The organism is Tabrizicola sp. YIM 78059 (genome assembly GCF_004959785.1).
Classification (GTDB): Bacteria; Pseudomonadota; Alphaproteobacteria; order Rhodobacterales; family Rhodobacteraceae; genus Tabrizicola; species Tabrizicola caldifontis.
The window spans coordinates 1-11,583 of sequence record NZ_SJZH01000004.1 but is presented as its reverse complement, the minus strand read 5'-3'; the positions used below and the strand labels follow the sequence as shown (position 1 = coordinate 11,583).

The 11,583-nt window shown below is 66.1% G+C and carries 14 protein-coding genes and 1 tRNA gene; 11 read left to right on the top strand and 4 right to left on the bottom strand.

Going from position 1 to position 11,583, the window contains the following annotated elements; genetic code table 11:
* Positions 1-85: 85 nt before the first annotated feature.
* On the bottom strand, positions 86-727 hold the full coding sequence (locus tag EZM81_RS06825) for a chromosomal replication initiator DnaA (protein WP_371685727.1): 642 nt from the start codon (positions 725-727) through the stop codon (positions 86-88).
* A gap of 38 nt (positions 728-765) precedes the next feature.
* Positions 766-1,890, bottom strand: coding sequence for an AI-2E family transporter (locus tag EZM81_RS06820; protein WP_136645229.1), 1,125 nt, complete (start codon positions 1,888-1,890; stop codon positions 766-768).
* A 200-nt stretch (positions 1,891-2,090) separates the two neighbouring features.
* Here EZM81_RS06820 and EZM81_RS06815 point away from each other — a divergent pair, with 200 nt between their 5' ends.
* From EZM81_RS06815 to EZM81_RS06805, 3 genes are read left to right on the top strand one after another with little or no spacing between them, the layout of a single operon-like run.
* Positions 2,091-2,354, top strand: a complete 264-nt coding sequence (locus EZM81_RS06815) for a PepSY domain-containing protein (RefSeq protein ID WP_136645228.1) — start codon at positions 2,091-2,093, stop codon at positions 2,352-2,354.
* A 1-nt stretch (position 2,355) separates the two neighbouring features.
* Positions 2,356-3,009 (top strand): cytochrome b/b6 domain-containing protein, encoded by a 654-nt coding sequence (locus tag EZM81_RS06810; RefSeq protein WP_136645227.1) that lies wholly within the window; start codon positions 2,356-2,358, stop codon positions 3,007-3,009.
* The gene (locus EZM81_RS06805) at positions 3,006-3,536 is read left to right on the top strand and encodes a helix-turn-helix transcriptional regulator (RefSeq protein ID WP_136645226.1); all 531 of its coding nucleotides are present in this window, start codon (positions 3,006-3,008) and stop codon (positions 3,534-3,536) included. The genes EZM81_RS06810 and EZM81_RS06805 overlap by 4 nt, the downstream gene beginning before the upstream one ends.
* A 23-nt stretch (positions 3,537-3,559) precedes the next feature.
* Here the strand turns inward: EZM81_RS06805 and EZM81_RS06800 are convergent, their stop codons facing one another.
* The gene (locus EZM81_RS06800; RefSeq protein WP_136645225.1) at positions 3,560-4,339 is read right to left on the bottom strand and encodes a carbohydrate ABC transporter permease; all 780 of its coding nucleotides are present in this window, start codon (positions 4,337-4,339) and stop codon (positions 3,560-3,562) included.
* Positions 4,336-5,196, bottom strand: coding sequence for a carbohydrate ABC transporter permease (locus EZM81_RS06795; RefSeq protein WP_135450913.1), 861 nt, complete (start codon positions 5,194-5,196; stop codon positions 4,336-4,338). The genes EZM81_RS06800 and EZM81_RS06795 overlap by 4 nt, the downstream gene beginning before the upstream one ends.
* 241 nt (positions 5,197-5,437) lie before the next feature.
* Here EZM81_RS06795 and EZM81_RS06790 point away from each other — a divergent pair, with 241 nt between their 5' ends.
* From EZM81_RS06790 to EZM81_RS06755, 8 genes are all read left to right on the top strand, one after another.
* Positions 5,438-5,848: a ketosteroid isomerase-related protein gene (locus tag EZM81_RS06790; RefSeq protein WP_136645224.1), complete on the top strand. Its 411-nt coding sequence runs from the start codon at positions 5,438-5,440 to the stop codon at positions 5,846-5,848.
* Entirely contained in the window at positions 5,845-6,444 is a 600-nt protein-coding gene (locus EZM81_RS06785) for a GNAT family N-acetyltransferase (protein ID WP_136645223.1), read from the top strand. The genes EZM81_RS06790 and EZM81_RS06785 overlap by 4 nt, the downstream gene beginning before the upstream one ends.
* A gap of 17 nt (positions 6,445-6,461) precedes the next feature.
* A complete protein-coding gene (locus EZM81_RS06780) occupies positions 6,462-9,092 on the top strand; it encodes an HAD-IC family P-type ATPase (protein ID WP_136645222.1) in 2,631 nt (876 codons plus the stop codon).
* 75 nt (positions 9,093-9,167) lie between these two features.
* On the top strand, positions 9,168-9,386 hold the full coding sequence (infA, locus tag EZM81_RS06775; RefSeq protein ID WP_135450909.1) for a translation initiation factor IF-1: 219 nt from the start codon (positions 9,168-9,170) through the stop codon (positions 9,384-9,386).
* A gap of 1 nt (position 9,387) precedes the next feature.
* Positions 9,388-9,963: a nucleoside triphosphate pyrophosphatase gene (locus EZM81_RS06770; RefSeq protein WP_135450908.1), complete on the top strand. Its 576-nt coding sequence runs from the start codon at positions 9,388-9,390 to the stop codon at positions 9,961-9,963.
* Positions 9,960-10,997 (top strand): ribonuclease E/G, encoded by a 1,038-nt coding sequence (locus tag EZM81_RS06765; protein ID WP_135450907.1) that lies wholly within the window; start codon positions 9,960-9,962, stop codon positions 10,995-10,997. The genes EZM81_RS06770 and EZM81_RS06765 overlap by 4 nt, the downstream gene beginning before the upstream one ends.
* Positions 10,994-11,170, top strand: a complete 177-nt coding sequence (locus EZM81_RS06760; RefSeq protein ID WP_135450906.1) for a DNA gyrase inhibitor YacG — start codon at positions 10,994-10,996, stop codon at positions 11,168-11,170. Before EZM81_RS06765 ends, EZM81_RS06760 begins: the two co-directional genes overlap by 4 nt.
* Before the next feature lie 60 nt (positions 11,171-11,230).
* Positions 11,231-11,306 (top strand) — tRNA-Phe (locus tag EZM81_RS06755).
* Positions 11,307-11,583 lie beyond the last annotated feature (277 nt).

Genomic DNA, 11,583 nt, shown 5'->3' with positions numbered 1-11,583 from the left:
CCTGTACCGGACGTTCCATCCGCCTTCCTTCCGTCGCTTCCAGCGGGCGTTGATCCTGAGCCCCGGACCTGCGGTCGCGCCCGGATCAGGACATGTCCGGCAGATCGTCGGGGCCTTCGCCGCCAAGCAGTTCGGCAGCCAGCGCGCGGGTGATCGGGCGCCCGCGGGACAGCGCGGCTGCGTCCAGGGCCGCGACCAGCGCCCGTGCCGCGCCGATCGACCGGGGCATGCGCGCCACCAGATAGGGGATGAGGTTCGCAGGCACCGATACCTGCCGGTCGGAGAAAAGCTTGACCAGAACCGCCGACAGAAGAGCGTCGTCCGGACCTTCGATATACGCCACTGCGGCGGCCTGCATCCGACTGAGCAGATCGGGCAGCTCAAGCCCCCAGTCGCGTGGCGGAGTGCGCGCCGTCACCAGAAGTGCGCCGCCGGTCGTGACGATGTTGTGCAGATGGAACAACGCGGTTTCGGCAAGGCCGGGGCGGTCGGCATCCTCGACCGCCACGCAGCGCCCTGCGAAGGCGGAAAGGTCGGCACCGGCAAGCTCGGCCGCCGGCAAGATCAGCCCGCCGGTCATCGCCGCCCAGATCGTGACAAGATGCGTCTTGCCCGCACCCTCGGGCCCGACGAGCATCAGCTTGCGCCCGGGCCAGTCGCGCCAGCTGTCGATGCTGTGCAAGGCCAGCGCGTTCGACGGCGCGACAAGGAAATCGGCCCGGGTCATCGCCTCGCGCCCGGGCAGGTCAAAGGCCAGCTGGCGGATCAAGTGGCGTCCCCACCCGAAGGCTTTCGGCTGCGTCTTGCGCGCGGAGCCGGCGGCGTACTGTCGGCAAGGGCCGAGGCGCCGCGGTACAGCAGACTTGCACGGTATTGCTCGATTCCGAAGCGGGTCAGTACGCCGATGGCTGCGGCGACCGGCACGGCCACCAGCATGCCGACGAAGCCGAAGACCGAGCCGAAGGCCGACAGCGCGAAAAGAAGCCAGACCGGGTGCAATCCGACCGACTTGCCCACCAGCTTGGGCGTCAGGATGTTGCCCTCGATGAACTGTCCGGCGGCGAAGATCGCCGCGATGATGGCGATCTGCACCCAGTCCCCCCAGAACTGGAACAGTGCCAGCCCCACGGCCAGAACCCCGCCGACGATCGAGCCGACATAGGGAATGAAGGTGATCGCCCCGGCTATGGCGCCTACGACAAGGCCGAACTGTAGCCCGGCCAGCATCAGCGCCACGGCATAGAACGTGCCAAGCGCAAGGCAGACCGAGACCTGCCCCCGCACGAACCCCGCAAGCACCGTGTCGATCTCGCTGGCCAGGCGGCGGATCGTGGGTGCGTGGTCAAGTGGCAGCATCGAATCGATCCGGGCCACCATCCGGTCCCAGTCCAGCAGCAGATAGAAGGCCACGACCGGCACGACCACGATGAAGACCACGACCGAGATGAAGCCGAGCGCGCTGCTGAGTACGCCTTGCACCAGTTGACCACCGCGCGACTGGATCGCCATGCCGATCTCGGCCAGGGTCTGCCGGATGGCCGAGGTCGAGTCGGCCAGATCGGGGAACCGTTCCAGCAGGAAGCCCTGCAGACGTCGGGCGATGTCGGGGGCGGCGTTCACCAACGCGGTCAGCTGGTTGACCAATGTGGGTATGACGGCCAGCACCAGCAGGATCACGAGGAGCAGCGCGATCAGCGAGATGAGCGTGGTCGCGGCTGCACGCCCCAGGCCCAGACGCTCCAGCCGGTCGGCGATTGGGTCAAGAAAATAGGCGATCGCGCCGCCCACGATGAAGGGCAGCAGCACGTCACCCAGGAACCACAGCAGCAGCAGGAAGACCGCCGCGGCGATGCCCCAGTAACGGATCTGGTCTTTGGCGGGCAATGCCATGTGGGGATCCTTTCGGCTGCGCCACAGATATCGCCCTTGGCGGAGAGCTGCGCAAGGGCCGGGTTTCCAGCGGAAATTCGCTGTCAGCACCCGCTTAGTCACGGGTGCCTAAGCCCCGGGCCGATGGACTGGGGCGGCGGCGGCGGGCAGGTGGGCGTCGTCCGGGGCGCGGTGTCCCGGCAGACCGAAAGGCAGACGCGATGCAGAAACTGATCCTCCCCCTCTCTCTGGTCGTCCTGACCCCGATGGCGGCGCTGGCGATGCCCGCCGTGGGCGACCTGATCGGCACTGATCCCGAAACCGCAAAGGCCGAGCTGGAGAAGGCCGGCTGCATGGTGGACGAGTTCGAGGCCGAGGGCGGCAAGATCGAGGCCAAGTGCAAGGACACGGCCACCGGCAAGATGATGGAGGTCTATCTGGACCCCGCCACGGGCAAGGTCGTCAAGATCTCGGGCGAGGAGTAAGATGGCTGCCCCCCGGAGCTCGTATCCCGGGGCGGTCCCGGCTGGGCGGCGCGATGCACCGCCCAGTCTTTGGGACCCGGTCGTGCGCATCACGCATTGGGGGATCGCGGTGTCAGTCCTGTCGAATGCCCTTCTGAATCGAGGCGGCAGCGTGACTCATGTCACGCTGGGCTGGATCGTCATGGCCTTGCTGGTGCTGAGGTTGCTCTGGGGGCTGGTGGGGCCCGACGAGGCGCGGTTCTCGGCTTTCCCGCCGAACCCCCTGGCGGCGCTGGCACATCTGCGTGAACTGGTGACGGGGCGGGTTCGCGACTATCCCTCGCACAACCCCGCCGGGGCGCTGATGGCCTATGCCTTCTGGGCCACGCTGCTGGTGGTGACGGCCACCGGTCTGGTGATGACCGGCGGTGCGACACCGATGCAGGTGGCCAATGACAAGGCGGCGGTTGCATCCGGCGACTGGTCTGCTTTGATCCGTGAAGGTGGCGAGGAGGACGAGTCGGAACTCTCCGACGCTGCCAAGGAGGTGCATGAAGTGGCCGCGAACCTGCTGCTGATCCTGGCCGCCCTGCATGTGGCGGGGGTCTTCGTGGAAAGCCGCGCCATGCGGCGTAACCTGGTTGCGCCGATGGTGCTGGGCGAAAGGAAGAAATGAGCGCTGAACCTGGTCTACGCAGCGCAGGGCGGCGCCAGGCTGTCGCCCTGTCAATCTTCCTGCTGGTCCAGACACTGGGCACGGTGTTCTTTGTCGGGGACGTGATCGGCGATCTGAGGGCGGACCCGACCTCTTTCCATTTCATCTTCGAGGCCTTGGTGACCTCGGCCCTTGTGATGGGTATCCTGTTCGGGGCCTTTGCGCTGCGCCGCACGATCGAGCTGCTGCGCGCGCAGGAGCAGGCGCTGGACGTGGCGCGGGGTGCGCTGGCCGAAGTGATCGACCGCCAGTTCGAGGCCTGGGCCCTGACGCCGGCGGAACGCGACGTGGGTCTGCTGGCGCTGAAGGGGCTGGATGTGGCCGAGATTGCGGGTCTGCGCGGCGCGGCGCAGGGCACGGTGCGCGCACAGCTGACGCGGATCTATGCCAAGGCCGGCGTCTCGGGCCGTGCCCAGTTCGCAGCGTTCTTCGTCGAGGATCTGCTGGGCGCTGGCGTGCCCAAGACGGCCGCTGAGGCCGCCCAATAGCTGGCGGGCGGCACGGTCCCCGCTCAGGCGCGCAGCGAGAAGCCGCGGGCCAGATGATGCCGCACGAACCAGATCATTGCCATGCCCGGCAGAAGCGAAAGGCAGGTCATTGCCATGACCATGCCGATGTCGGTCTGAAAGCCGAACATGGCCTGGATCGCCATGGTGATCGGCTTGCCCCCGGTCACGGTCAGGATGCGGGCGAACACCACCTCGACCCAGGAGAAGATGAAGCAGAAGAAGGCCGCCACACCGATCCCGGGCGCGATCTGGGGGATCAGGTGGCGCAGGAAGAAGCCGGGGGCCGAATGGCCATCCAGAAAGGCGGTCTCGTCGAATTCGGGCGGCACGGCGCGAATGAAGCTTTCCAGGATCCAGATCGCCACCGGCAGGTTGAACAGGCAATGCACCAGCGCGATGCCGACGGGCGAATTCACCAGGCCGATCCGGGCAAAGAGGATGAAGATCGGCAGCGACAGCACCACCGGCGGTGTCACCCGGAAGACCAGGATGGCCAGCAGGAAATGCCGGTCTCCGGTGAAGCGGAAGCGCGCCAGCGCATAGGCCGCAGGCAGCGCCACGGCGATGCAGAGCGCGACGTTCAGAAGCACATAGACAGCCGAATTGACCATCGCCGCGCGAAGTTCCGGCGCGGCCAGCACCGCGCGGTAGTTCATCAGGCCGATTGCTCCCTCGGCCACATTCGGGCGGGGAAGGGTGGCGGTAAAGCTCAGGATCACCGCCTGGGCCAGCGGCAAAAGGATGAAACAGGCCAGCGCCAGAAGGGCAAGCGCGCGGATCATGCCGACCGAGCCCCCTGTTGCCCCCGCGTTGCCAGGACGAAGGCCCAGACCACGGCAAGGACGATGAGGAAGTAAAGGCTCGCCCGTGCGGCAGCCTGGCCGTAGGAAAAGCCCCTGATTTCCTCGCCCAGTTCGATGGACAGGAAGCGGGTGCTGTCGCCCGGACCCCCAGCAGTCAGGGTGAATGCCTCGGTGTAGATCATGAAGCTGTCCACGAAGCGCAGCAGGAAGATGATTGCCAGCGCACCCGCGATCTTCGGCAGTTCGATGTAGCGGAAGATGGCCCAGCGGGTCGCGCCGTCGATGCGTGCGGCCTGGCGATAGGCTGGCGGAATGGCGGACAGCCCGGCATAGGCCAGCACCACCACAAGCCCCAGCCAGTGCCAGGTATCCATGACAAGCAGCAGCGCCCAGGCATGCCAGGCGGTAGACTTCCAGTCGAAGCCCAGGGCCAGAAGCCCCGGCCCCATGAGCCCGTTCTGAGGCTGGACCAGCCCCATCCATAGCATCGGGATCATGTTCCACGGCACGACCAGCGGCATGGCTACCAGCATCAACCCCCAGACCGCCCGCGTGCCCAGGCCGACGAACATGAGCGCGACCCCGACGCCAAGCGGCACCTGTATGGCCAGCACCATCGCCGAAAACAGCAGGCTTCGGCCAAGCGAGGCGAGGAACCGGTCGGATGCAAGGATGTCGGCAAACCATTCCACCCCCACCCAATGCACGTCGGTCAGGGTGAAAATGTCGTGGAAACCGTAGTTGAAGACGGCAAGCAGCGGAACCGCACCGACCACGCCCAGCAGCAGCAGGGCAGGCAGAAGCAGAAGCCAGGCGCGATTGTCATGCGGTCGCATCACCGACAGGCGACAGGGAAGCCTTCGGGAAGTCAATGGTGGTTGCGGAATTTCCTGCGCCCGTTCCGTGCAGGATCATGCGCTTGCCCTGGCGGGGTCGGGTTCGGCAGGGCAAGGGCGGTGCGGGGCAGGGGTGGGGCGCTGAAGGCGCTGCGTCGTTTTCGGGCCGCAAGCCGTCCGGCTTCGGCTTGGAATGACCCGGGTGCCCGGCTAGTCTTCCGGCAAAACAGGAGAGAAGCCCATGACCCGCACCGACGCCATCGCCCTGATCCGCCGCTATTACGATGCCTTCAACGCCGGGAACGCGGAAGGCATGCTTGCCTGCCTGACCGATGACATCGAGCATCGGGTGAACGAGGGCGCGCACAGGATTGGGAAAGAGAAGTTCCGCGAGTTCTGCGCCCACATGGGTGACAGCTATCGCGAGCAGCTGAAGGACATGGTGATCTTCGCCAATGACGAGGGCACCCGCGCAGCGGCGGAATTCGTCGTGCATGGCACATATCTGAAGACCGATCCCGGCCTGCCCGAGGCGAAGGGCCAGACCTATGTGCTGCCGGCCGGCGGTTTCTTCGAGATCCGCGACGACCGGATTTCACGCATCACCACCTTCTACAACCTGAACGACTGGATCGCGCAGGTTTCGAAATGAACATCGACGAAATCGATGTCCGCGCGCTGCGCGGGGCCGAGCTAGAGGCCGCACTGGACGCGGTGGCCGAACTGCGGATCACCGTGTTCCGCGACTGGCCCTATCTTTATGATGGCACTCTCGACTACGAACGGCAGTATCTTGCGACCTATCGCGACAATCCCGGCGCCTTGCTGGTCGGTGCCTTTCACGAGGGCCGGCTGGTGGGCGCCTCGACCTCCACCCCGATGGAGGACCACGCCCCGGAATTCTCGGCTCCGTTCCGCGAGATGGGCATTCCCACCGACAAGATCCTTTACGGGGCGGAATCGGTGCTGCTTCGCCCCTACCGCGGGATCGGCCTTGGCCATCGCTTCATTGACCTGCGCGAGGCCCATGCCCGCGCGCTGGGCCGCACGCATGTCGCCTTCTGTTCGGTGATCCGGCCCGATGATCACCCGGCCCGGCCGGCCGTCTATCGCAGCAACGACGCCTTCTGGCGGGGCAGGGGGTATGAGCCGCTGCCCGGCGTGGTCGCGCGGTTCAGCTGGAAGGATCTGGGCGACACGGAAGAAACCGAGAAACCCTTGCAATTCTGGATGCGGTCCCTTGATTAGGAAAAAGGATCAAGGCGATGGCAGCAGAACAGCTCCCGTTCCATGCCGAAACGGGAAAGGCGGCGCTTGAACGTCTGGGGTCGCGGCCGCAGGGCCTGACGGCGGCCGAGGCCGCGCGACGGCTGGCCGAATACGGCCCCAACCGTCTGCCCGAGGTGAAACCGCGCGGACCGGTTGCAAGGTTCCTGACCCAGTTCAACAATGTGCTGATCTATGTGCTTCTGGGCGCTGCCACCGTGACGGCGCTGATGGCGCACTGGGTCGATACCGGTGTGATCCTTGCGGTCGTCCTTGCAAATGCGGTGATCGGTTTCATCCAGGAGGGCAAGGCCGAAGCTGCCATGGCCGGCATTCGTTCGCTTCTGGCGCCGAAGGCGGCGGTGCTGCGCGACGGGGTGCGGGTGACGGTGCAGGGGGCGGACCTGGTGCCCGGTGATATCGTGTTGCTGGAGGCCGGCGACAAGGTGCCGGCCGACCTGCGGGTGATCGAAGCCCGAGGGCTTGCAGCGCAGGAGGCGATCCTGACCGGCGAGTCCGTGCCGGTTGACAAGGATCCCAACCCCGTGGCGGCGGATGCTCCGCTTGGCGACCGCCGTTCGATGCTGTGGTCGGGGACGCTTGTCACGCAAGGCACGGCCAAGGGGCTGGTCGTGGCGACCGGCGCGCAGACCGAGATCGGCCGGATCGGTGGGCTTCTGGCCGGGGTGGAGCAGCTGACCACACCCCTGGTCGCGCAGATGGATCATTTTGCGCGCTGGCTTTCGTTCCTGATCCTGCTGATCGCGGCACTTCTTCTGATTTACGGCTATTTCGTCGGACACCACGACTTTGGCGAACTGTTCATGGCGGTGATCGGCGTGGCCGTAGCGGCAATTCCCGAGGGATTGCCAGCCGTTATGACGATCACCCTTGCGATCGGTGTTCAGGCCATGGCGCGCAGGAATGCCATTGTCCGCCGCCTGCCCGCGATCGAGGCGATCGGCTCGGTTTCTGTCATCTGCACCGACAAGACAGGCACCCTGACCCGGAACGAGATGGTCGTCGTGGCCGGCGAGACGCCAGAGGGTGCCTTTGCCGTGACCGGCGACGGTTATGCGCCCGAGGGCGAGATCACCCCGCCCGGAGACCTTGGCCGCCTGGGCCGGGCGGCCGCGCTGTGCAACGACGCGCATCTGCACCGCCGGAACGGCCACTGGTTTGTCGAGGGCGACCCGATGGAGGGCGCACTTCTGGCCTTTGCCGCCAAGGCCGGGGCCGCCGGCCCCGAAGAACGCCTGGATGTCGTGCCGTTCGACAGCCGCCATCGCTATATGGCCGTGCTCAGCGCCGACGGTGTGACCCGGGTAAAGGGCGCCCCGGAACGGGTGCTGCGCATGTGCCGCGACATCGACTACGGCCGTTGGCATGACCGGGCCGAGGCAATGGCCCGTCAGGGGTTGCGCGTGCTTGCCTTCGCCGAGCGGGTCGAGGGCCGTGACGAAATCGACGCGGGAACCCTGGACGGGGGGCTGACCTTCCTGGGGCTTCTCGGCCTGATCGATCCCCCCCGCCCCGAGGCGATCGCGGCGGTGGCCGAATGCCGTTCGGCCGGGATCCGGGTGAAGATGATCACGGGCGACCATGCCGGCACGGCGGCCGCCATCGCCGCGCAGATCGGGCTTGCCCGGCCAGATCGTGTTCTGACAGGGGCGGACCTGGACAAGCTGGACGACGCCGAACTGGCGATGGAGGTCATGGATGTCGATGTGTTCGCCCGTACCAGCCCCGAACACAAGCTGCGGCTGGTGACGGCGCTGCAGGCGAACGGACTGTCGGTCGCGATGACCGGCGACGGGGTGAACGACGCCCCGGCGCTGAAGCGCGCGGATGCAGGCATCGCCATGGGCCTGAAGGGATCTGAAGCCGCAAAGGAGGCGGCGGACCTCGTGCTGGCCGACGACAACTTTGCCTCGATCGCCGCGGCGGTGCGCGAGGGGCGGACGGTCTATGACAACCTCAAGAAGGTGATAAGCTGGACCCTGCCGACGAATGCCGGCGAATCCATCGTCATTGTCTTTGCGATCCTCGCGGGGCTTCTGCTGCCGCTCAGCCCGGTGATGATCCTGTGGGTCAACATGATCACAGCTATCACTTTGGGCCTGGCGCTGGCCTTCGAACCGACCGAGGCCGGCACGATGCAGCGCCCGCCCCGCGCGCGCACGGCGCCGATCCTTTCGGGTGAACTGGTCTGGCACGTGGTGCTGGTGGCGGGGCTGTTCATTGCCGGGATCCTTGCCATGTTCAACTACGCGCAGGACCGGGGCTATTCGCTGGCCCTGTCGCAGACCATCGCAATGAACACGCTGGTCGTGCTCAAGACCTTCCATCTGTTCTTCATCCGGAACATCCACGGAACCTCGCTGACCTGGGGCGCGGTGAAGGGCACGAAGGTGGTCTGGATCGTGGTGATCGCCGTCACCGCCGCACAGTTCGCCATCACCTACGTTCCGGCGCTGCAGGTAATCCTGGGCACCGAAGCCGTGCCCTTCTGGGATGGCATCCTGATCGTTGCGGTCGGGGCGGTCTTCTTCGCACTGGTCGAGATCGAGAAGCAGATTCGCCTTGGCCTGCGTGCGGGGCCAGGCGGGGTGACCAAAGAATCCGCTTGAAAACCGGCCCTTTCGTGGGCATATGGCCGGTCTGAACCTGCGGTCCACCGCGGGCCGCGCCACATTGGAGAGACCATGGCCAAGGAAGACATTCTCGAATTCCCCGGTGTCGTGAAGGAACTCCTGCCCAATGCGACGTTCAGGGTCGAACTCGAGAACGGCCATGAACTGATCGCGACCATGGCGGGAAAGATGCGCAAGAACCGCATCCGGGTTCTGGCCGGCGACAAGGTGCAGGTCGAGATGACGCCCTACGACCTGTCAAAGGGCCGCATCAACTATCGCTTCAAGTAAATTGCGCCTTATCCTTGGATCGGGCAGCCCGCGCCGCAAGGAATTGCTGGCGCAGATGGGGATTGTGCCCGACCTGATCCTGCCCCCCGACATCGACGAAGACCCGCGGAAGGGCGAACTGCCGCGGCCCTATTGTCTGCGTCTGGCGCGGGAAAAGGCGCAGGCCGTGCCGGCGGGGCCCGAGGATGTGGTCCTGTGCGCCGATACCACCGTGGCGTTGGGCCGTCGCATCCTGGGCAAGCCCGAAGATGCCGGCCAGGCGGCGGCCTTCCTGACCGCACTGGGCGGGCGGCGGCACCAGGTGATTACCGCCGTTGCCGTACGCCGGGGCGAGCGCGTACTGACGCGGGAAAGCATGAGCGTCGTCAAGATGAAGCGGCTGTCGGATGCCGAGTTGAATGCCTATCTCGCCAGCAACGAATGGCAGGGCAAGGCCGGAGGCTACGGTATCCAGGGTTTGGCCGGGGCGCTGATTCCATGGATTTCCGGCAGCTACACGGGGATCATGGGCCTGCCCGTGGCAGAGACGGCTGCGCTTCTGACGGCGGTGGGCTATCCGGTCTGGAGGCAGTCATGAAGGGTCGGGTTCTGGTTCTGGACGAGATCGCGGGCCGTCAGGCTGCTGCGCTGATGGTGGACGGACGGCTGGAGGAACTGGCCATCGACCCGGAAGGCGACGTGATCCTGCCCGGCGCGATCTACCGTGCGGTTGCCGACCGACCGGTGAAAGGGCAGGGCGGCATCTTCGTGAAGCTGCCCCAAGGCTCGGGCTTTCTGCGGCAGATTTCCGGCGTGGCGCCGGGGCAGCGGCTTCTTGTGCAGGTCACCGGCCCGGCTGAACCCGGCAAGGCTGCCCCTGTCACCACGCGGCTGCTGTTCAAGTCGCGTTTTGCCATCATCACGCCGGACGCGCCTGGCCTGAACATCAGCCGCCGGATCCGGGACGAGGGTCTGCGGGCCGATCTTCAGGCGCTGGCCGAGACCGGGATGGAAGGGGCCGACCCGCGTCTTGGCCTGATCCTGCGCTCGGGCTGCGCCGAAGCCCAGGATGAGGCCATCGCCGAGGACATCGCCGCGATGCGCGGTCTGGCCGAGGCGGTGCTGGCCGATCTGTCCGGCGGTCCGGAGCTTCTGGTCGATGGCCCTTCGGCCCACGAGCTGGCGTTCCGCGACTGGCTCGACCCCGCGGTGGACGAGGCCGACACCGCCCCTGGCAGCTTCCAGCGGCAAGGTGTCACCGAGGCGCTGGAGGCACTGCGCAGCCCGCGTGTGGCGTTGGATGCGGGCGGGCACATGATGATCGAGCCGACACGCGCCCTGGTCGCCGTGGATGTGAACACCGGGCCGGACACGTCGCCGGCCGCGGCGCTTAAGGCCAATATCGCAGCTGCCCGCGACCTGCCGCGCCAGTTGCGCCTGCGAGGGCTGGGCGGACAGGTGGTGGTGGATTTCGCCCCGATGCCGAAGCGCGACCGGCAGGTGCTTGACCAGGTGCTGAAGGCGTCGTTCAGGGCCGAGGGCGAGACCAACCTTGCCGGCTGGACCACGCTGGGCCTTTACGAGCTTACCCGCAAGCGCGACCGTCTGCCGCTGGCCGAGGTGCTGCCATGACCTGCCCGATCTGCGGCAAGCCTACCGCCCCCGCCTACCGCCCCTTCTGCTCGCGCCGCTGCGCCGACGTGGACCTCGGACGCTGGCTGACCGAGGGTTACCGCATCCCGGCCGAGACCGCGGACCAGGCGGAAGACCTGCCCGGAGATCGCCCGGAGCAGAAGCCGCATTGAAGGGCGTTTTCCCTCTGGACAGCCCCCCGCGCCTTGGGTATCACCCGCCCACCAAACGGTGCCCAGATAGCTCAGTTGGTAGAGCAGCGGATTGAAAATCCGCGTGTCGCTGGTTCGATTCCGGCTCTGGGCACCATTTAATCCAACAAAATCAGCACGCTAAGCATCGCACAGTTTTTAGTTCGTGCGTCGCACACTCATCGCACAGTTTTTCGTGCGTTGAACGCTGCGGGCGTGGCTTGGAATCAACTGTGGTGAACACAGTGTTTGCGGACGCTGTGGCCAACACACTGTTCAAACAAAGTTTTCTGACCACAGCGACGAAACACAGCTCTATTTCACGGTCCTTGATCGCAAGCCCACGGGTTTGAAGCAGCTAGGGTCAGGACTCGTTGTCGCGTCATAGCCAGAAC